Origin of the sequence: Paeniglutamicibacter sp. ORCA_105, assembly GCF_045798545.1 — a bacterium.
Taxonomy (GTDB): domain Bacteria; phylum Actinomycetota; class Actinomycetes; order Actinomycetales; family Micrococcaceae; genus Paeniglutamicibacter; species Paeniglutamicibacter sulfureus.
On sequence record NZ_JBIXLM010000031.1, the window covers coordinates 1 to 20,562 of the forward strand.

Here is a 20,562-nt window from a genome sequence, read left to right on the forward strand (position 1 = left end):
CCACACCCGTCTTGCTGACCGGAAGGCTAGTTGAACTTGTTCCGGTGGGCCATGACGCTGGCCACGTAGTTCTTGGTGTCGGCGTACATGCCATTGCGCTTTACGCCGGTGGCACCCTGGTAGTAGTAGGCGATGCCCATTTCCATGGACGGCGCGTTGCGCTGGTGCGAGCGAATGATCGCCACACCGGCGGTGACGTTGTCCTGCGGGTTGAGAAGGTCGAGCTGGCGTCCAACCAGTCCCTCTGCCCATTCGCCGGCCGACGGGATGACCTGCATGACGCCCACGGCGTTTGCCGGGGAGACCGCATTCATGTTGAATCCGGATTCCTGGAAGGCATGTGCCATGGCCAGCGCCGGATCGACACCCATCTGCCGGGCGGTGCTGGCGATCATCGACTGCATGGCTGCAGGGGATGGAAGGTTCCGGGAAAGCAGCTCGCGCTTGTTGTCGTTCGCCGAGCCGACCACGTCCGACTTGTAGGTGCGGCCCAGGAAGGAGTTGCCTACCAGCGGCTTGGAGCTGGTGGGGTTGACGCCCGAGGACTGCGGGGCGGCGGAGCCGCCGCTGTTGACCTTCAGGGTCCGGCCGATCTTCAGCACAGTCGAGTAAGTGAGACCCGGGTTCAACCGCAGGATGGTGTTCAGCGGCGTCCCGGACTTCAAGGCAATGTGCCCGAGGGTGTCGCCGGAAACCACCTTGTAGCTGGAGCCGCCGGACTGGGACTTGGGCGCGGAGGGCGCAGCCGACCTAGACGGCGAAGACGAAGCGGAAGAGGATGAGCCGCTGATCTTCAACTTGTCACCGGGACGGATGATGTCGCCGTTCGACAGGTTGTTCAGCTTCATGAAGGCGGAGACCGACATATTGTGCCGGATCGCGATCATGGAGGGGCTGTCGCCCGACTTGACCGTGTAGGTGCCCTGCGAGCCGCCGGAGTTGGCGCTCGGGGCAGCCTTGGCCGAGCCTGTGGAGCCGGTTGATCCGAAGCGAAGCGTCTGGTTGACGTAGATGGTGTCGTTGGCAGGGTTGCCGGCAGCGGTGCGCACCGCGGAAAGGGACACGCCGAGCTTCCTGGCAATCGATCCCATGACATCGCCCTGGGCAACCTTGTAGGTCTGCGCCTTGGCGGAGGACCCATTGCTGTTGGACGAAGCCTTGGGTGACGACGCCTTCGAGGAGCCGCCGCTCAGGCGCAGCACCTGGCCGGGCTTGATCAGGTCGGAAGAGAGCTTGTTGAATTTCTTCAGGTCACTCACCGAGACGCCGGTGCGAGCGGCAATATGGGAAAGGGTGTCGTTTTTCTTGACCGTTGCGGTTCCACCCTTTTTTGCGAGGGGCACAACCGATCCGGGAACGTGGGCCGCGACCAAGTGAGCGCTGATCCGTGCCTCTGCAGCCTTCACCATCGCCGGGGTGGCGAGCTTCGGCTGGAGGGCGTCACGGGTGGGCAAAGGTGCAGCCTGGGCCGGGATTGCTAAGGAACCAAGGACCACCGCCGGGATTGCCGCCGTGGCGACGGCGCTGCCAAGGGCTCTGACGCGATTGTTATGTGCAAGGGACATGGAGCGATCCTTTGGGTTGGGGCAAGGACGAATCGTTCGGTCGCAATTGAACGCACACGACTGTGGCCTATGTGCGTTATGTGACTCATGGTGCGGTTGTGACTATTGTGAATTTACACCACGACATGGCAATTGTGAAAGATCCCACGACGAAATCATTCATATGGCTCCAGAATGACCCGCACATGTGGCACGCTGGAATGGTGAGCAATCTTGAGAATCTTGTGGCCGAATGGCTGCCCCTGCCCGACCTGGCCGAAGCACTGGACGTTTCCATCAAACGAGTCCATAGCCTGATCGATGAGCGCGCAATCATTGCCGTTCGAGTGGGGGAGCGCAACATCCGCAGCGTCCCCGCAGCCTTCCTCCTGGACGGGGCCATTGTCGACAGCCTCAAGGGCACGATCTCGGTGCTCAAGGACTCGGGCTACGAAGACCATGAGCTCCTGGTGTGGCTTTTCACCCCGGACGAGTCGTTGAACGGGACTCCCATGGATGCACTGCGGGCAGGACGCAAGACCGAAATCCGTCGTCGCGCCCAGGCTCTGAGCTGGTAGCCAGAGCAAGACTCCAGGTGTTTGGCCAACGCACAGACACTGCACCAAAGGCGAAGGTCCCGTCCGGAGAAACCGGGAAGGGACCTTCGCCTTTGGTCTAGCTGGGCCCTTCTAAGAGGTGCGGCGAATCGCCGCCAGGCCGAGGGTCCGAAGCCCGTGGCGGGCCAAAGTCCCGACAGTGAGTTCCTCCAGGGCGGAAAAACCCTGCTCGGAAAGTTCGGCAATCGACGATTCTGTTGCCGCCAACGCCCCGCAGGACTCCAGCAAAGCGCTCATACGCGTGACCTCGCCGTCCTGCAGGTCGTCTGCCCCAAGCCGCGACTGGATGAATGCCTGGTCCGACTCGGAGGCCAGGGTCAACGCGTGGGCGATGATCTCGGTGCGCTTGCCCTCGCGCAGGTCATCGCCCGCGGGCTTGCCCGTGATTGCGGGGTCCCCGAAGACGCCCAAGACATCGTCGCGCAGCTGGAATGCCTCGCCCAAGGGCAGCGCAAACCGGGAGTACTGCTCCAAGAGTTCCGCGGGCGCCCCGGCCAGCGCGCCTCCGAGCAGCGTCGGGTTCTCCACGGAGTACTTCGCCGACTTGTACCGCACAATGGTCCGTGCCCGCTTGACGGCATCCGCGGGTCCGTAGGAGGGGCCGGCGGATTCCTCCAGGACATCCAGGTACTGTCCGGCCATCACCTGGGCACGCATGCGGTCAAAGATCGTCCGCGCCTCGGGAACAGAGGGGCTGATCGTGGCGAAAAGCTGTTCACTGAGCGACAGGCACAGGTCCCCGGCCAGGATCGAGGCGGCCTCGCCGAATCGCGAGGCATCGCGCTGCCATCCAGAGGCGCGGTGCAGGGATTCGAAGCGGCGGTGGATGCTGGGCTGACCCCGCCGTGTGTCGGAGCGGTCAATCAGGTCGTCGTGGATCAACGCGGCGGCCTGGAAGAGCTCAATGGCCGCTCCGGCCTGCACGATGCCGTCGGCGTCGGCGTCGCCGCCCGCGCCCAGGTATCCCCAGAAGGCAAAGAGCGGCCGGAGGCGCTTGCCGCCGCGTGTCAGATCGTCGATGGCGGTGACGATTTCGGCGGCCGCCGGGGCAATGTCCGAGATGACCTGATGTTGTTCTGCAAGGAAGGTCGAGAGCAATGTCTCGAGCCGATCCGAGAAGTCTGCGGAAAGTAACCGTGCCTGTTCGGGGTCGGAAGTGTCCGCAGCAAAAAGTGTCATGTTTCCCATCCATAGATCGCACAGCGTCGTTATTCCCTTAACTCTAGCCGGGCCACCGGCTCCCATCGGATTGTCGGCCAAGTTGGCTAGACTTCACTCCATGGCTCAGGGCAAGGCACGCGCGATACTGCACGTCGACATGGATGCCTTTTTCGTGTCGGTGGAGCTGTTAAGCCGACCCGAGCTGGTGGGACAGCAGGTGATCGTCGGTTTTCCGGGGGAACGCTCCGTCGTTCTCTCGGCCTCCTATGAATGCCGCGCCCTGGGGGTTAAATCGGCAATGCCGATGGCCGTGGCCATGCGGATGGCGCCGCGTGCTGTCGTCATCAAGCCGACCCATTCGTTGTATTCGGAGTACTCCGCCCGGATCATGGAGATTTTCCACCAGGTCACGCCCCTGGTAGAGCAAGTGAGCGTCGATGAGGCCTTTCTGGACGTGACGGGCAGCATCAGGCGCCTTGGGCCTCCAGAGGCCATCGGCCAGATGATTCGTGTGCGGTTGCGCACCGAGCTCGGATTGCCGGCGAGTGTAGGCCTTGCCGCCTCGAAGTTCGTGGCCAAGGTCGCCTCCACGGGCGCCAAGCCCGATGGCATGTTGGTGATCCGGCCCGATCAAACGTTGTCTTACCTGCATTCCCTGCCGGTGGGGGTGTTGTGGGGAGTAGGCGCCAAGACCGCCGTCGTGCTGCGGGAAATGGGCATCAGCACAGTAGCCCAGTTGGCCCAGACTCCCCAAGAGACACTCAGCAGGCGGCTCGGGGCCACGGGTGTCCACCTTCACAACTTGGCCTGGGGGCTGGACGATCGTCCGGTGGAGAGCGAACGCGAGGAAAAAAGCATCGGCGCCGAAGAGACCTTCGCCGTGGACCTGTGGGATGAGGCGGTATTGCACCGCGAAATACTGCATCTCGGGCATCGCGTCGCAGCGCGACTCCGCCAGGCCGAGAAAGTGGCAGGGGTGGTGGCGTTGAAGCTGCGCTACAGCGACTTTTCCACGCTGTCACGCAGCCGCACGCTTCCGGTGCCCAGCAACGCCGCCGGTGACCTCGTGGCGGCTGCCGAAGGCCTTCTGGAGAAACTCGGCACACGGCCCCAAGCCGTAAGACTCGTAGGCATCCGGGCGGAGAAGCTGGGCAACGCCGGTGGCGGAATGCAATTGAGCATTGATCCGCGCGATGACAACTGGAGACAGGCCGAGGCAACCATGGACTTGGTCCGCTCGCGGTTCCCTGCAGGTGCCCTTCGACCGGCATCCCTGCTGGATCACGGGCAAAAAGAGCAAAAACCTGAGCGGCCATCGTGACTTATTCGCTGCGAGTCTGCCCAGAGTTGAATCCTGACTACCTTATTAGCGAGTTTCAGGACTATTCTGGAAGTAGAAGTTGGCCAGCCGAATTGGCGGGAACATTGCCGGGGCTTACAACGTTCAAGTAGGTAAAGGCGAGAGCCGGGACCGTGGAGTGAAGGGGAAGAGACGATGCCACTTTCCGAGCATGAGCAACGTCTTCTGGAGCAGCTGGAAAAGCAGCTACATGAAGATCATCGCTTCGCGTCGACGATGAAATCCGCGTCGACGGCGGGGAACTATTCAACGCGCAACCTGGCTTTGGGTGCGTTGATCGGCATCGTTGGGCTTGGTGTGCTGATCTATGGCGTTTCAAGCCAGCTGATCATCGTTGGCGTCTTGGGGTTCATCGTCATGTTTGGCGGCGTGTACCTGGCCCTTTCGCGCAAGGGCGGCACCAAGAAGAGCGGCGCGACCGGCGCCTCGAAGAATCCGCAGAAACCGGGATTCATGAGTGACCTGGAAAACAAGTGGGAACAGCGAAAGCGTGACGAGCACGGTTCCTAGACCTCGCCCATCGGAGCTTTGACGCTCCGCCCCAATCGTTCGACCAAGGCTCCGCACCAAGCGCGGGGCCTTGGCCTTTTTAATGCCCGGTGATTGCAGTCGAACGTTGCTGGGGTAGGGGCGGGAGTCCTCTGGTGACCCGACACTGTCCGGGACTTGAGGGAAATGCAGTGAGGCTCCGAAAACCAACGACGCGCCGAGTATGGCCAATCGACGTAAATTCTTTTTCTGCGCAGGTTTTGCCCTCCACAATGGCTGTCCCGTTTTCCTCCACTTTCCCCCACGTCCACCTGCCACTTCCCTCCACATTGCTCCCCAAACCCTCGAAACACCTTGTAAATCCGCGTATTTTCGAAAACGCGACTGTGTCGGCCATCACGCGAAGTTTTCTGGGAGTTTGATCTGAATAAAAACCCCTCCACTCGACTCCCCGCTAGAAATGCCCGAAAAATCAACACTTTTCGTTCGGTTTACAAGCCAAAATGCCGAAACGGTCGTTGACAGTGGAGGGTTGTGGAGTAAAGTGGAGCGAAATAGAGGGGAATGGAGCAAGTTGCTTCTTTCAACCGGGAGGCGGTCTGTATGTTCCTTGGAACGTATACACCGCGCCTCGATGAGAAAGGGCGATTAATCCTCCCGGCCAAGTATCGCGATGAATTAGCCAATGGTTTGGTTCTGACTCGTGGCCAGGAACGCTGCATATACGTCTTTAGTCAACGTGAGTTTGAGAAGCAGCATGAGCAAATGAGCCAAGCTCCGATCTCGTCACGCCAGGCGAGGGACTATGCGCGTGTTTTTCTCTCCGGTGCTTCGGATGAATTACCGGACAAGCAGGGGCGGGTCACCATTCCGTCCATGCTTCGTTCATATGCGGGGCTGGACCGCGAGGTCACAGTGATCGGCGCGGGCAACCGGGTCGAGATTTGGGATTCCACCTCATGGAATTCCTACCTCGAACAACAGGAGGACGTGTTCTCCGAAACGGATGACGAAGTACTTCCGGGATCCTAGCCACCTCGCGGTGGCTGAAAGCCCGAAAGTGGCTTGGATGAGATCTCCAGCCGCCCGTAAAACGTGCATCCTGACTCCACTTCCCCGGAGTCAGGCTGGGCGGAAGCGGGTCGGAGGGGGATCTGATCCCAGCCAACACCTGAAGCACAAAGCCCACGCGAAAGGGGGAGCGGTGAATTTAGACGGAGCCGCAGAGCGACCCGCCTCGGAACGCCATGTTCCAGTACTGCTCAATCGATGCGTAGGGCTCTTGGAGCCAGGGATTGAAGCCGGCATTGCCGCGCGCGGCCGGGCCGTGGTCGTGGACTGCACCTTGGGCATGGGTGGCCACTCGGAGGCCCTGCTGCAACGCTTCCCCGACGTCCACCTGATCGGGCTTGACCGTGACGAGCAGGCTTTGGCCTTGGCCGGGGCGCGACTGGAACCCTACGCAAATCGCACGGACCTAGTACATGCCATCTACGACGAGATCGCCGACGTCGTTGCCGATCTCGGGTTCGACGGGGTCGACGGCGTGCTCTTTGACCTCGGTGTCTCCTCCCTGCAACTTGACGAAAGGGAGCGCGGCTTCGCCTACTCCTACGATGCGCCGCTGGACATGCGCATGGACACTTCGCGCGGCCCCACGGCCGCCAACATCGTGAACGAATACAGCGAAGCGGAATTGGTACGGATCATCAGGGCCTGGGGCGAGGAAAAATTCGCCGGACGCATCGCCTCGGCGATCGTTGAGACCCGCAAGGTGAAACCCTTCAGCACCACTGAGGAGCTGGTGGCAGCCATCCGCTCCGTCGTGCCGGCCGCGGCCGCCCGCACCGGGGGGCATCCTGCCAAACGAACTTTCCAGGCCCTTCGAATCGAAGTCAACGAAGAGCTCGACGTGTTGGATCGGGCCATTCCGGCAGCGATGGATTCCCTTCACACAGGAGGCCGGGTCGTGGTGATGAGTTATCACTCCCTGGAGGACAAAATCACGAAGCGGCATTTCGCCTCGAGATCCAAGTCCTCGGCACCGGCGGGCTTCCCCGTCGAGCTGGAAGAACACAAGGCGCAATTCAAGGTCCTGACACGAGGAACCGAGAAGCCCACCGACCAAGAAATCGCAGAAAACTCACGCGCAGCCTCAGCCAAGCTGCGAGCCGTGGAACGCATCCTGAAGAGGAGCTGAAAATGAGCAACCGGACACCCAGCCGCGTACGTTCTCGTGTCGTCGAGCTTCCAGCCACTCAGGGTGCCAATGCGCTCAGCCACGCCCCGCAGCCGATACCGGCCACGCGACCCCAGGAACCTGCCGCCAAGCGCCGCACAACGCTTTCGGTGGTTCCGGCACTTGGTTCAAAGCGTCGGGTCCCGTTCATCGTCTCGATCTTCGTGCTGGTCATCGCTTCGGTGGTGGCCGTGCTCCTGATCAACGTGTATATCGCCAACGGCCAATACACCGCAGTTGAATTGCGCTCCCAGGAGCGGTCCCTCTCACAGGAAAACGAAGCATTGCGCCAGGAAGCCCTGTATCTCGGCGCACCTCAGGTAGTCGCCAAGAAGGCGGCAGACCTGGGCATGGTCAAGCCCGGGACGCCCGCCGCCATCAATCTGGAAACCGGAAAGGTCAGCGGAACCGCAACGCCCGCCGAGAAGCCCGGCAAGGACGCCTCGCCGAACGCAGGCGTGCTCAAGGCACCGGCGAAGCCGGCGGCCCCCGTGGAGAAGAAGGCCCCGGTCCAGGCTGCCCAGCCGACGACCCCGGTCGTGGCTCCGGAGACCGCAGCCGACAACTGGAACGCACCGAAGACCACGGCCTCGGAGGCTCCTGCGACGACCGACGGTTCCCGCCCGGACTTCTCCAAGGCCGAGCTCAACGGCGGAACCATCCCGGCACCGAGCCTTAAGACCCCGGGACAATAGGGGTACATCGATTTCCGGGCCATCCCCGGAACATGACAAGCACCACCACGCCTACCCGGTATGAGCTGAGGACCGAATGCCCAAGAAATCCCCGTCCAACACCGGAACGACCCATCCGCGCCTGCGCATGGTCGTGGTCTTCGCCCTGGTCCTGCTTCTGCTCATTGGCGGCCGGCTGTTCTTCGTCCAGTCGCTCAACGCCAAGGCCGTGGCAGCCGACGCGGTCAAGAACCGCACCCGGGTCCAGGAAACCCAGCCCAAGCGCGGACAGATCCTCGACACCACGGGGACGATCCTGGCCACCAGTGTCGATCGCTATGACCTGGTCATCGACCAACGCAAGGTGGATGCGAACAAGCCGATCGTGCGCAACAAGCCCTCCGGCGGTGCCACGCGCGAAAAGGTCACCATTGAACAGGCCGTGGGCGAACTGGCCGTAATCCTTGACCAGGACATCGATACAGTGCGCACCGCGATTGTCGGGGATCCCGGTGCCAAAAAGAACGCCTATTCCGTCGTCGCCAAGGGCGTGACCCCCGAGGTGCGCAATGCGGTCATGGAACTTCGCATCCCCACGTTGACGGGCCAGCTCCGCAGCGAACGGCAGTACCCCAACGGCGTTGTGGCCGGGCCACTTCTGGGTTTCGTGAGGAATTCCGAGGACCAGCAATCCCACAACGGTGCAGAAGGCCTGGAACTGAGTCAAAATGACCGCCTGAAGGGGACAGCGGGAACCCGCACCTACGAGATCGGTGCGGACGGCGTACGGATTCCCGTGGCGGAAATGACCGAGGTGCCCGCCGTCGACGGCCAGGACATCAAGCTCACCATCGACGGCGACATCAACTTCATCGCCCAGGAAGAGGCCCTGAAGAAGCAGGAGCAGTTCAACGCCGACTGGGTCTCGGTCATCGTCACCGAAGTGAAAACGGGACGGATCATTGCCATTGGGGACTCAAACCAAATGGACCCCAACGACCCCAGCGCCACCGAGGGGCGCTTCCGCACCTCGGCATCGATCACCCAGGCCTTTGAGCCTGGTTCCACCGGCAAGGTCCCGACGTTTGCGGCGGCCCTCGAGGAGGGCGTGGTCAAGCCCACCGATGCCTTCAAGGTCCCCAACGCGTACACCATCAACAAGGAAACCATCAACGACTCGTTGAAGCACTCCACCTACGACATGACCGTCGCGGGCATCTTCGCCCGCTCCTACAACACCGGCACGGTCATGATCGGCAACAAGATGAGCAACGAGACGCGTCACGCCTACATGAAAAAGCTCGGCCTGGGCGAAGCCATCGACATTGGCCTTACCGGGGCCAGCAAGGGCATCCTCGCCGAGCCGCAGGACTGGGAGCGGCGCCAGCAGTACGCGACCATGTTCGGCCAGGCCTACACGCAGACGGCACTGCACACCGCGCAGATCACCCAGACGGTTGCCAACGGAGGCGTGCGCATCTACCCGACGCTGATCGATTCCTATATCAATCCGGACGGCACCATCGAGAAGCCCGCCGCACCCAAGAGCAAGCGGGTGTTCTCGGAAAAGACGTCGAAGGAAATGCTCCGGATGATGGAGACTGTGGTCATGGAGGGCACCGGCACTAAGATGGCTGTGTCCGGTTACCGCGTTGGCGGAAAATCGGGCACGGGCCAGGCTGCCGGCCCCAACGGCGGATATGACGGGTACACCAACTCGTTTGCCGGGGTCGCTCCGCTGGAGGACCCCGAGATCGCCGTCGTGGTCACCATGTACCGGCCCAAGGGCAACTGGAAGTCATGGACGGTCGGCGATACCTTTAGTGAAGTAATGGGCAAGACCCTGAACGCCTACAATGTTGCACCGAGCAATTCGAAGCCCAACGGGTACGACGTGTTCATCGGATCCGAACAAAAGAAATCCTGGTAATGCCTCAAGCCCTCACTCCCCGCTCGGCGGAAGCCCTGCTGCGTCCGCTGGACAAAAGCACCACGTCGTTGACAGCAATGCTCGAATACCTGCACGAAACCGGGCGGGGTGCGAACATCATCGGAGATGGCGGGACCACGGTCACCGGGATCTGCCTGGATTCGCGCGCCGTCCAGCCCGGGGACATCTATGTTGCCGCGCCCGGCGCCCGCTTCCACGGCGCGCAATTCGCCCAGGCCGCCGTGGAGACCGGTGCAGCCGCGATCCTGACCGACATCGAAGGCGAAGACGCGGCCTCGGCAGCCGGGGTGCCGGTGCTGCTGGTGGAACAGGTCCGCGAAGTCGTTGGTGAACTCTCCGCACTGGTCTACGGAACCGACGAGGCCTGTCCCGAACTCTTCGGACTGACCGGAACCAACGGCAAGACGACCACCAGCTACATGATTCGCTCGGTGCTGCGTGCCCTGGGTCGGGAGACCGGCCTGGTGGGCACGATCGAGATTGCCGCCGGCGATACGCCGATTCCCAGCATCCTCACCACCCCTGAGGCCCCCCAGCTGCACGGACTGATGGCCCGCATGCGGGAACTCGGTGTCGAGGCAGCCACCATGGAGGTCTCGTCCCATTCCCTCTCCTACCGGCGGGTCGACGGGCTGCGCTTCGCGGTCTCCGGATTCACCAACCTCACCCAGGACCACTTGGACCTGCACGGCTCGATGCAGGAGTATTTCGAGACCAAGGCGCTGCTCTTCGACCTGGAACGCAGCGACCGGGCCGTGATCATGGTCGATGACAGCTGGGGCCTGGAGATGGCCCGGCAGGCCACGGCCGAGGTCTGGACCCTGGCCAGCGACCCCGCGACGACCGGTGCCGACTGGGTCATCGACAACGTCGTTCCGGCCGGCCTGGGCCACCGGTTCCAGCTGCGTGGACCCGATGGGACAGTCATCGAGACGGCCACGGGCCTGCCGGGTGACTTCAACGTCTCCAACGCCGCCCTGGCCGTCCTGATGGTCCTGGCCTCCGGGGTCGACCCTGCCCGGCTGCAGGAGGCCCTGGACCGGGCCAACCCACTCACCGTCGAGGTGCCGGGCCGCATGCAGGTCATCGCCGAGGCACCGGCCTCCATCGTCGACTTCGCCCACAACCCCGACGCCCTGGCCCGCGCCCTGTCCTCGGTTCGCTCGGCCGAGCCCGGATCCCGCGTGATCGTGGTCTTCGGGGCCACCGGCGAACGCGACGCGACCAAGCGCCCGATCATGGGTGCCGTCGCCGCCCAACACGCAGACGTGGTCATTGTCACTGATGACGACCCGCACTCCGAGGACCCGGCGCCCATCAGGGCCGCGGTGGCCGCCGGTGCCCGCGCCGAAATCCAGGCCAACGGCCTGCAGAGCGAAGTTCGCGAGATCCATCCGCGCGCGGCGGCAATTGCTGCTGCCGTGGCGATGGCGGGGGAGCGGGACACGATCCTGGTGGCCGGACGCGGACACGAGGTCTTCCAGGAGGTCATGGGCGTGAACCTCGAACTTGACGACCGCGAGGAACTGCGCCGGGCACTGCTGGCCCACGGCTTCAGCCCCCTGGCGGCGGCTTCCGATTCCTTCGATCCCACGGATGAAGGGTAAAGTCCTACTTGCCATGATTGAACTACTTTCCGCCGAAATCGCCGAAATCACCGGCGGGCGACTCACCTCAACGGCTAGCGCCGACACGCCCATCCTCGGAGTCGACACCGACTCGCGCAACTGCGAAACCGGTTGGCTCTTCGTAGCCAAGCCGGGGGAGTCCTCCGACGGGCACCACTTCATCGACGCTGCCATCGGCCAGGGCGCCGTGCTGGCCCTGGCCGAGCGTGAAACCCAATCCGCCGACGGTGCCGTGCACCCGGCGATCATCGTCCCCGATGCCATCATCGCGATGGGGCAGATCGCCGCCGCCATCGTCGAGCGGCTCAAGGCGGCCAACGGGCTGCGCGTGGTGGGCATCACCGGTTCGGCCGGCAAGACCACCACCAAGGACCTGCTCGCCGCGCTGCTGGCCAACCTGGGCCCGACGATCGCGCCGGTGGGCTCGTACAACGGCGAGGTCGGCGTCCCGCTGACGGTCTTCCGCGCCACCGCCGAGACCAAGTACCTGGTCATGGAAATGGGTGCCACCGGCATCGGACACATCCGCTACCTCACCGACATGGTCCACCCCGAGGTCGGGGTGGTCCTGGGCGTCGGCTCGGCACACGCCGGGGAATTCGGCGGCATCGAGAACATCGCCAAGGCCAAGGGCGAGATGGTCGAGGCACTGCCCGCCACCGGGCTCGCGGTGCTGAACCACGACGACAATCTCGTGGCCCCGATGCACACCCGCACCAGCGCACCTGTCCGGCCCTTTGGCGTCCAGCGCACCGCCGGTGAGACCGGGGCCGGTGTCTGGGCCCGGGACCTGGACGTCGACGCCGACGGCCACCCGGTGTTCACCCTGGTCGCCGCCGATTCCTCGACGCACCAGGTCACCTCCGGGCTCATCGGGCGCCACCACGTGGCCAATATCCTGGCCGCCGCCGCCGTGGCCGAATACCTGGGCCTGGAACCGGCGAAAATCGCCGCGACCCTGCAGGGCCTGGGCCCGAGCAGCCGCTGGCGCATGGAACGCATCGAACGGGCCGACGGGGTGAGCATCATCAACGACGCCTACAACGCCAACCCGGACTCCATGCGGGCAGCACTGCGCACGCTGGCCGAACTCGGCCTGCCCGACGCGCAGGGCAACGCCCGGCGCACCTGGGCCGTGCTGGGCGAAATGCTCGAACTCGGCGAGGACTCCCGCCACGAACACGACATGCTCGGGCGCATCGCGGTGCGCATGAATATCAAGAAGCTGCTCGTCGTGGGGCGCGGGGCCAAGCTGGCCTACAATTCCGCGGTGCTCGAGGGAAGCTGGGGCGACGAGGCGTACTACGCCGAGGACACCAAGGCAGCCGCACGGATCCTGAACGAGAACCTGCTTCCCGGGGACATCGTGCTCTTCAAGTCCTCCAACGGCTCGGGGCTCCGGCACCTGGGCGATCAAATTGCCGAAACTACCAGCGGTTCTTCCGCCGCAAAGGAGGGCTCGGCGCAGTGATTGCTCTAATCATGGGATCCGGCATTGCCTTGATCTTCACAATGGTCACCATGCCATTGTTCATCCGCATGCTCACCGTCAGACAGTATGGCCAGGTGGTCCGCGACGACGGACCCACCAGCCACGCCACCAAGTCCGGCACCCCCACCATGGGCGGGGTCATCATCATCGCAGCGGTGATCCTCAGCTACTTCGCGACCCACGGGTTGCTGGCACTGATGGGCAGGCCCTCCTCGGGGATCTCGGCCAGCGGACTGCTGGTCCTGCTGCTCTTCGCCGGCATGGGACTGGTCGGATTCCTGGACGACTTCATCAAGATCGCCAAGAAACGCTCCCTGGGCCTGCGGGCCTGGCAAAAGATCGTGCTGCAGGCGGCGGTGGGCATCGGCTTCGCCGTGCTCTCGCTGAACTTCCCCAACGAAAACGGGCTGACCCCCGCCTCGACGGCGATATCCTTCCTGCGCGACACCAACGTCGACCTGGCCTTCGCCGGACCGCTTCTCGGGTTGATCCTCTTCGTGCTGTGGTCAAACCTGATCGTCACCGCAACCACCAACGGCGTGAACCTCACCGACGGCCTGGACGGGCTGGCCACCGGTGCCTCCATCATGGTCTTCGGCGCGTACACCATCATCGGGATCTGGCAGCAGAACCAGGCCTGCGGGCTCGATGCTGCATCCAACGTCTGCTACACCGTCCGCGACCCCATGGACCTGGCGCTGCTGGGCGCGATCCTCTGCGGGGCGTTGATCGGCTTCCTGTGGTGGAACGCCAAGCCCGCGAAGATCTTCATGGGAGATACCGGGTCGCTGGCCATCGGCGGCGCCATTGCCGCCTTCGCGATCCTGTCCCGCACGCAGATCCTGCTGCTGGTGCTGGCAGGGCTCTTCGTCATCATCTCGCTCTCGGTGATCATCCAGGTCGGGTTCTTCAAGCTCTCCGGCGGCAAGCGCGTCTTCAGGATGGCCCCGCTGCAGCACCACTTCGAACTCGCCGGCTGGGCCGAGGAGAACGTGGTGGTCAGGTTCTGGATCCTCGGCGGGCTCTTCGTGGCCGCCGGCCTGGGCATCTTCTACTCCGAATGGGTCGTGGCCCTGTGACCCACGCCAACCTGGACCATCTCACCCGCTGGGAATCGGACTGGGCCGAGCTGCGCGTCGTGGTGGCGGGCCTGGGCCTGTCCGGCTTCTCCGCAGCCGACACCCTGATCGAACTCGGTGCCAAGGTCGTCGTCATCGACGGCGCCGACACCGAGGTCAACCGTTCGCGGGCCGACACCCTGAAGATCGTCGGCGCCGCCGACGTGCTCCTGGGCGCCGGGCACACCGACGCGCTGCCGATGATCGACGGCCAGGCCCCGCAATTGCTCATCGCCTCCCCGGGCTGGAACCCGCGCCAACCCATGCTCGCCGCAGCAGCCGAGGCCGGCATCGAGATCTGGGGCGACGTGGAGCTGGCCTGGCGCGTGCGCGAGAAGGAAGGGCGCAAGCTCGCCGAGTGGGTCGTCATCACCGGCACCAACGGCAAGACCACCACGGTGGGAATGACCGAGTCGATCCTCAAGGCCGCGGGCCTGCGCGCCATCGCCGCCGGCAACGTCGGGACCCCCATCCTGGACGCGATCCGCGACCCGGAGGGTTTCGACGTGATCGCCGTGGAACTCTCCTCCTTCCAGCTGCACTTCACCCACAGCATCTCCCCGCTGGCCTCGGTGGTGCTGAACATCGCCGAGGACCACGTCGACTGGCACGGCGGCTTCGGGAACTACAAGGCCGACAAGGCCAAGATCTACGAACGCACCAGGATCGCCGCGATCTACAACGCCGACGAGCCGGTCGTGGAGGCCATGGTCGAGAACGCGGACGTCATCGAGGGCTGCCGCGCCATCGGCTTCACCACCGGCGTCCCGTCGCTGAGCATGATCGGGGTCGTCGAGGACCTGCTGGTGGACCGCGCCTTCATCGAGGACCGCAGGAACTCCGCCGCCGAACTGATCGCCCTGGACCAGATCGGCGAGGTGGTGCCCCGGCACACGGCCGCCAATGCCGCAGCGGCCGCCGCACTGGCACGGGCCTGCGGAGTCGAACCCGCCGCCGTGGCAGCGGGCCTGGCTGGGTTCGATTCCGGCGACCACCGCATCCAGGCCGTGGCGCGCCGCGACGACGTGCTGTGGATCAACGACTCCAAGGCCACCAACCCGCATGCCGCAGGTGCCTCGCTGGGCGCCTTCTCCTCGGTGGTGTGGATCGCCGGAGGGCTTTCCAAGGGCGTGGAGTACGACGAATTGGTATCGGCCCATGCCAAGCGGCTGAAAGCCGTGGTGGTGATCGGCACCGACACCGCCGCGCTGCTCCAGGCCCTTGAACGACACGCACCTCAGGTGCCGGTGATCATGGCGGAGGTGCGGGAAACTGGTGTGCAAGGCGGTGCCGGCTCGGCCGGATCCGCCGCCGGCTGGGCCGTGATGTCCCAGGCCGTCAAGGCGGCCGCCGACATCGCCATGGCCGGGGACACCGTGCTCATGGCCCCGGCGGCGGCATCAATGGACCAATTTTCCTCATACGCACAACGCGGCAATGCCTTCATCGACGCGGTCCGTGCGCTCATGGGGGACGACCCCAGGTAAGGAGCAGTCGTGAGCGGCACATCCCGCACGCCACGGGGCAACAGCGCCAAGGCCGGCACGCCGGGCCCGCAGCGCGGCCGAGGCCGGGAACCGCGTGGACTGGCAAAGTGGTTCACCCGCATCGAGGATCCCTCGCTGCGCGGTGCCCAGATCAACTACTACGTCGTGCTGGGCACCACGCTGGCCCTGACCTTCATGGGCCTGATCATGGTGCTTTCGTCCTCCTCCGTGGAAGCCATCGCCCGGAACCAGTCGGCCTTCGAGGCCTTCTTCAAGCAGTCGCTGTGGGCCCTGGTGGGCGTTGTCGCCCTGGCCTGCTTGCAACTGATCCCGGTGGCCACCCTCAAGAAGATGGCCTGGCCGGCCCTCGCGGGAGCCGGTGTGCTGCTGCTGCTGGTGTTGATCATCGGCAAGGAGATCTACGGCAACAAGAACTGGATCCTCATCGGGCCGTTCTCCATCCAGCCCTCGGAATTCGCCAAGGTGGCCCTCGCCCTGTGGGGCGCCTGGGTGGTGGAGCGCAAGGCCAAGCTCATGGACCAGTGGAAGCATGCTGTCGTCCCGCTGCTGATGCCCTTCGGGCTGCTCATCGTCGGCCTGGTCCTGCTGGGCAGGGACCTGGGCACCGCGCTGATCCTGCTGCTGGTACTGGCCGTGGTGATGTTTGTGGGAGGCGCCAAGGCCAAGCTCTTTGGCATCGCCGGCCTGATAGGCCTTGTCGGAATCGCGGGAATGGTGCTCCTGGCCCCCAACCGCATGGGCCGGATCCTCGCCTGGCTCCACATTGCCTGCGGCGACGGACCCCAGGACTACTGCTACCAGGCCGAACAGGGGCTCTTCGCCCTGGCCTCCGGCGGCTGGTTCGGCGTCGGCCTGGGCCAGTCAAGGCAGAAGTGGTCACACATCCCGGAGGCGCAGAACGACTTCATCTTCGCCGTCCTCGGGGAGGAAATGGGCCTGTTGGGCACCATGTTCGTGATCGTGCTCTACGGGATGCTGGCGGTGGCCATGTACCGCATCGCGGTGCGCACCGGGACCATTTTCGGGCGCGTTGCCATCAGTGGCATCATGGCATGGCTCATTGGCCAGGCCTTCGTCAACATCGGCATGGTCACCGGCCTGCTGCCGGTCATCGGCGTCCCGCTGCCCTTCATCTCCTCCGGCGGCTCGGCTCTGCTTGCCGCGTTCCTGGGCATCGGGGTGGTACTGTCCTTTGCCCGGGAACAACGCGTTAGACTGCAACCGGCCGGAACCCCGCGCGGCCTGGCCGCCATGTTCGCAAAGGGCCGCTCGGCCAAGTAGTCCGCCCGAAACACCGATCTTTGGAAAGTAGTACACCAAACCCCATGACTGAGCCATTACGCGTGGTGATCGCCGGCGGCGGAACGGCCGGACACATCACCCCCATGATTGCCATTGCCGACGCCCTGCGCGCCGCGGACCCAAACACGCAGATCACCGCGGTGGGCACGGCCAGCGGCCTGGAGACCAGGCTGGTGCCCGAGGCCGGGTACGAGCTGCGTACCATCGCCAAGGTCCCGATGCCTCGCCGTCCCTCCCTTGACCTGCTCAAGCTGCCCTTGCGCTTCCGCGCCGCAATCAAGGCTGCCGGCGCGATCCTTGACGACACCGGCGCCCAGGCGGTGCTTGGGGTCGGGGGCTACGTCTGCACCCCGGTGTACCTGGCCGCGAGGAAGCGCAAGCTGCCGGTCTTCATCCACGAGGCCAACGCCCGCGCCGGGCTGGCCAACAAGGTCGGCGCCCGCTTCGCCGCCGGCGTCGGGACGGCCTTCAACGGCACCGGGCTGCCCGGTGCGAAGGTGGTCGGCATGCCGATGCGCGGATTCGTTGCCACCATGGACCGGGCCGCCCACCGGGAACCTGCACGCCGCGCCCTGGGCCTCGCCGGGGACGCCCCGGCGCTCGTGGTCACCGGAGGTTCCTCCGGGGCCGCCTCGATCAATGCGACCATAGCCGCCGGCCTGCCCCAATTGGTCGATGCCGGGGTGCAGGTGCTGCACATCACCGGCCGCGGCAAGGTGGTGCTTGACGCCGCCGGCAACCCGTTGTCGGCACCGGGCTACCGGCAGGTCGAATACGTTGATTCCATGGACCAGGCGTACGCCGCCGCAGACCTCATGGTCGCCCGCTCGGGGGCCGGAACGGTGTGCGAGCTGGCGGTGGCCGGCACCCCCTCGGTGCTCGTCCCGCTGCCCATCGGCAACGGCGAGCAGCGCCTGAACGCCGCCGACCTCGTCGCCGCCGGCGGTGCGCTGGTCGTTGACAACGCCGACTTCACCACCGACTACCTGGCCACGACGCTGCTGCCGCTGCTGCGGGACCGGCAGGCGCTTGCCGCCATGGGCGCAGCCGCCAAGGCACAGGGTCGCGCCGACGCGGCCCAGGTCATGGCATCGATGATCCGCGAATCGCTCGGCCACGCAGGGCCGCAACAGACCGCCAACACGGGAAGCTAAGGGACATGCAGGAACAAAACACACTTGCGACACTGGGCAACGTCCACCTGCTGGGCATCGGCGGGGTGGGGGTCTCGGCAGTTGCCAGGCTCATGCTGGCCCGCGGCCTGACGGTCTCGGGAACCGATGCCAAGGACCTGCCGGTGCTCGATGACCTGCGCGAGGCAGGTGCCCGGATCAACGTGGGCTACGCCGCGTCCAATCTCGGGGATGCCGACACCGTGGTCGTTTCCTCGATCATCAAGGACGGCAACCCGGAGTACGACGAGGCCGTCGCCCGCGGACTGCGCATCCTGCACCGCTCGGAGGGGCTTGCCGCGACCATGGAGGGACACCGGGTCATCACCGTGGCAGGGACCCACGGCAAGACGACCACGACCTCGCTGGTCGCCTTCATGCTGCGCGAGGCCGGCATCTCCCCGACCTTCGCCATCGGTGCCAACATCGCCTCGCTGGGCGTGAACGCCGAATACGGGCAGGGCCGGGTGTTCGTGGCCGAGGCCGACGAATCGGACGCCTCGTTCCTGAACTACGCCCCCGATGTCGCTGTCGTCACCAACATCGAGGCCGACCACCTTGACCACTACGGAAGCGTCGAGGCCGTGCACCGCGCCTTCTACGACTTCGCCTGCCTGCTTCCCGACTCGGGACTGCTGATCTGCTGTGCCGACGATCCCGGCTCCCTGGCCCTGGCCGTGCGAATGCGCCGTGAGCGTCCGGAGCTGCGCGTGCAGACCTACGGCTTCGCCGAGGTCGCGGACCGCCGGTTGAGCGACGCGAAGCCCGTCGGGCTGCGCTTTGCCTGCACCCTGGAGTGGGGCAGTGGGGAAACCGCCGCGCTGGAACTGGCAGTGCCCGGAAACCACAACCTGCTCAATGCCGCTGCAGCATTCGCCGTGGGCCTTGACTGCGGGCTGGAACCCGAAGCCGCCGTGGCCGGGCTTGGCGCCTTCACCGGTGCCGCTCGCCGCTTCGACTTCCGCGGCGAGGCCGGGGGGGTGCGGGTCTTTGACGACTACGCCCACCACCCCACCGAGGTGACGGCGGCACTGCGCGCGGCGCGAGCGGTCGCCGGCGACGGAGCCGTGCACGTCTTGTTCCAGCCGCACCTCTTTTCCCGCACCAAGGAGTTCCACCGCGAGTTCGCCGAGGCGCTCTCCCTGGCCGATTCCGCGTACGTGCTGGAGATCTACCCGGCACGGGAAACCCCTATTCCCGGGGTGACCAGCGAATTGCTGACGCGCGAGCTGAATACCGCCGGGGGGCTGGTGTCCATGTCTAAGGCCGCCGAGGTGCTCGCCTCGGTCGCGGCCCCCGGGGACGTGGTCATGACCATCGGTGCCGGTGACGTCACCGAGCAGGCGGGTGCCATCGTGGCCGCGCTGGAAAAACGTCTGGGCAGCTGATGGCGGGCAAGGCCGGGTCCGGGCAGGGCCCGAACAACGTCCTGGACCTGCCGCAGGACCCGGGGGTTCGCGCCAAAAAGCGTTGGATCATCGGCGCCTCGGTGGTCGCGGGCCTAGTGGTGGTTCTTGTGCTGGTGCTGACGTATTCGCCGATCCTGGCGATCAAGTCGATCACCGTCTCGGGCAATTCGCTCGTCAGCGACAAGACCGTGCAAAAGGCCCTCGAGCCGCTTCACGGCATCCCGCTTTCGCGGGTCGGTACCGGCCGCGTCATGGAACTGTTGGACGGGCAGCCAGCGGTGAAGGACGCGATCGTCCAGGCCGAGGCACCGAACACGTTGCAGGTCCAGGTCGTCGAATTCGTCCCGGTGGCGGTGTTGCTGGAGGGCAAGAAACGCTCCCTGGTGGGGCCCGAGGGGCAGCTGCTGGCGTCCCTGAAGGCCAAGGACAAGCCGAAGCTCCCCACGATCCGATCCTCGAAGGTGACCAAGGACCCCAAGGTGTTTTCGATGCTCACCAAGGTTCTCTCGGAACTACCGGATAAGCTGTTGGCAAACGTGGACCACGCGACGGCCACCAGCAAGGACTTTGTTGAGCTCAAGCTCAACGACGGACAGCTGGTGATTTGGGGCAACGACCAGGATTCGGCCCTCAAGACCAAGGTCTTGGAAGCCCTTTTGGCGGCCCCGAAAGACAAGAAAGCACCCATTAAGGTGTACGACATTTCCAGCCCGCAGCACCCGGTGGCCCGGTAACGGACCGCCAAGGGCCCGAATACAAGAAAAAACAACGACTTAGGGGCGACACGCGGCCTTGGTCGTTGCATGTACGAACTACGAAACATAGCGTTTTCATAGCGGTTGCTTGACATAACTATAACCTTCGAGTTGAGGGTTAACGTTGGTCCGGTTGAGCTTCC

The 20,562-nt window shown here is 64.6% G+C and carries 17 protein-coding genes; 15 read left to right on the plus strand and 2 right to left on the minus strand.

Going from position 1 to position 20,562, the window contains the following annotated elements; genetic code table 11:
• Positions 1–26 precede the first annotated feature (26 nt).
• Positions 27–1,565, minus strand: coding sequence for a LysM peptidoglycan-binding domain-containing protein (locus ACIPUB_RS14615; protein ID WP_407608032.1), 1,539 nt, complete (start codon positions 1,563–1,565; stop codon positions 27–29).
• A 200-nt stretch (positions 1,566–1,765) separates the two neighbouring features.
• On the opposite strand from ACIPUB_RS14615, the gene ACIPUB_RS14620 reads away from it, so the two are divergent.
• Positions 1,766–2,122: an Rv2175c family DNA-binding protein gene (locus ACIPUB_RS14620; RefSeq protein ID WP_264270693.1), complete on the plus strand. Its 357-nt coding sequence runs from the start codon at positions 1,766–1,768 to the stop codon at positions 2,120–2,122.
• 111 nt (positions 2,123–2,233) lie between these two features.
• Here the strand turns inward: ACIPUB_RS14620 and ACIPUB_RS14625 are convergent, their stop codons facing one another.
• Positions 2,234–3,340 (minus strand): polyprenyl synthetase family protein, encoded by a 1,107-nt coding sequence (locus ACIPUB_RS14625; protein WP_310288154.1) that lies wholly within the window; start codon positions 3,338–3,340, stop codon positions 2,234–2,236.
• A 100-nt stretch (positions 3,341–3,440) separates the two neighbouring features.
• Between ACIPUB_RS14625 and dinB the strand changes: the two genes are divergently transcribed.
• The 14 genes from dinB (at position 3,441) to ACIPUB_RS14695 (ending at position 20,398) form a co-directional block, all read left to right on the plus strand.
• Positions 3,441–4,643 (plus strand): DNA polymerase IV, encoded by a 1,203-nt coding sequence (gene dinB / locus ACIPUB_RS14630; protein ID WP_310288151.1) that lies wholly within the window; start codon positions 3,441–3,443, stop codon positions 4,641–4,643.
• Positions 4,644–4,817: 174 nt separating this feature from the next.
• Complete coding sequence (locus tag ACIPUB_RS14635; protein ID WP_310288148.1) at positions 4,818–5,192, plus strand: DUF3040 domain-containing protein; 375 nt, start codon at positions 4,818–4,820, stop codon at positions 5,190–5,192.
• A gap of 582 nt (positions 5,193–5,774) precedes the next feature.
• Positions 5,775–6,203, plus strand: coding sequence for a division/cell wall cluster transcriptional repressor MraZ (gene mraZ / locus ACIPUB_RS14640; RefSeq protein ID WP_310293345.1), 429 nt, complete (start codon positions 5,775–5,777; stop codon positions 6,201–6,203).
• A gap of 37 nt (positions 6,204–6,240) precedes the next feature.
• Entirely contained in the window at positions 6,241–7,371 is a 1,131-nt protein-coding gene (gene rsmH / locus ACIPUB_RS14645; protein WP_377700357.1) for a 16S rRNA (cytosine(1402)-N(4))-methyltransferase RsmH, read from the plus strand.
• A 2-nt stretch (positions 7,372–7,373) separates the two neighbouring features.
• A complete protein-coding gene (locus ACIPUB_RS14650; protein ID WP_407608033.1) occupies positions 7,374–8,105 on the plus strand; it encodes a hypothetical protein in 732 nt (243 codons plus the stop codon).
• A 76-nt stretch (positions 8,106–8,181) separates the two neighbouring features.
• Positions 8,182–10,014, plus strand: coding sequence for a penicillin-binding protein 2 (locus ACIPUB_RS14655; RefSeq protein ID WP_310288139.1), 1,833 nt, complete (start codon positions 8,182–8,184; stop codon positions 10,012–10,014).
• The gene (locus tag ACIPUB_RS14660; RefSeq protein WP_407608034.1) at positions 10,014–11,642 is read left to right on the plus strand and encodes a UDP-N-acetylmuramoyl-L-alanyl-D-glutamate--2,6-diaminopimelate ligase; all 1,629 of its coding nucleotides are present in this window, start codon (positions 10,014–10,016) and stop codon (positions 11,640–11,642) included. The genes ACIPUB_RS14655 and ACIPUB_RS14660 overlap by 1 nt, the downstream gene beginning before the upstream one ends.
• Before the next feature lie 13 nt (positions 11,643–11,655).
• The gene (gene murF, locus ACIPUB_RS14665) at positions 11,656–13,134 is read left to right on the plus strand and encodes a UDP-N-acetylmuramoyl-tripeptide--D-alanyl-D-alanine ligase (RefSeq protein WP_407608035.1); all 1,479 of its coding nucleotides are present in this window, start codon (positions 11,656–11,658) and stop codon (positions 13,132–13,134) included.
• Positions 13,131–14,234 carry a phospho-N-acetylmuramoyl-pentapeptide-transferase gene (mraY, locus tag ACIPUB_RS14670; protein ID WP_407608036.1) on the plus strand — a complete coding sequence of 368 codons (1,104 nt, stop codon included), beginning with the start codon at positions 13,131–13,133 and terminating at the stop codon, positions 14,232–14,234. Before murF ends, mraY begins: the two co-directional genes overlap by 4 nt.
• Positions 14,216–15,760: a UDP-N-acetylmuramoyl-L-alanine--D-glutamate ligase gene (gene murD / locus ACIPUB_RS14675; RefSeq protein ID WP_407608037.1), complete on the plus strand. Its 1,545-nt coding sequence runs from the start codon at positions 14,216–14,218 to the stop codon at positions 15,758–15,760. The genes mraY and murD overlap by 19 nt, the downstream gene beginning before the upstream one ends.
• A gap of 9 nt (positions 15,761–15,769) precedes the next feature.
• On the plus strand, positions 15,770–17,062 hold the full coding sequence (gene ftsW, locus ACIPUB_RS14680; protein ID WP_407608038.1) for a putative lipid II flippase FtsW: 1,293 nt from the start codon (positions 15,770–15,772) through the stop codon (positions 17,060–17,062).
• Positions 17,063–17,106: 44 nt separating this feature from the next.
• Positions 17,107–18,237 carry an undecaprenyldiphospho-muramoylpentapeptide beta-N-acetylglucosaminyltransferase gene (murG, locus tag ACIPUB_RS14685; RefSeq protein WP_407608039.1) on the plus strand — a complete coding sequence of 377 codons (1,131 nt, stop codon included), beginning with the start codon at positions 17,107–17,109 and terminating at the stop codon, positions 18,235–18,237.
• Positions 18,238–18,242: 5 nt separating this feature from the next.
• Positions 18,243–19,643 (plus strand): UDP-N-acetylmuramate--L-alanine ligase, encoded by a 1,401-nt coding sequence (gene murC / locus ACIPUB_RS14690; RefSeq protein ID WP_407608040.1) that lies wholly within the window; start codon positions 18,243–18,245, stop codon positions 19,641–19,643.
• Entirely contained in the window at positions 19,643–20,398 is a 756-nt protein-coding gene (locus ACIPUB_RS14695) for a cell division protein FtsQ/DivIB (RefSeq protein WP_407608041.1), read from the plus strand. Before murC ends, ACIPUB_RS14695 begins: the two co-directional genes overlap by 1 nt.
• The last annotated feature ends 164 nt before the right edge of the window (positions 20,399–20,562 follow it).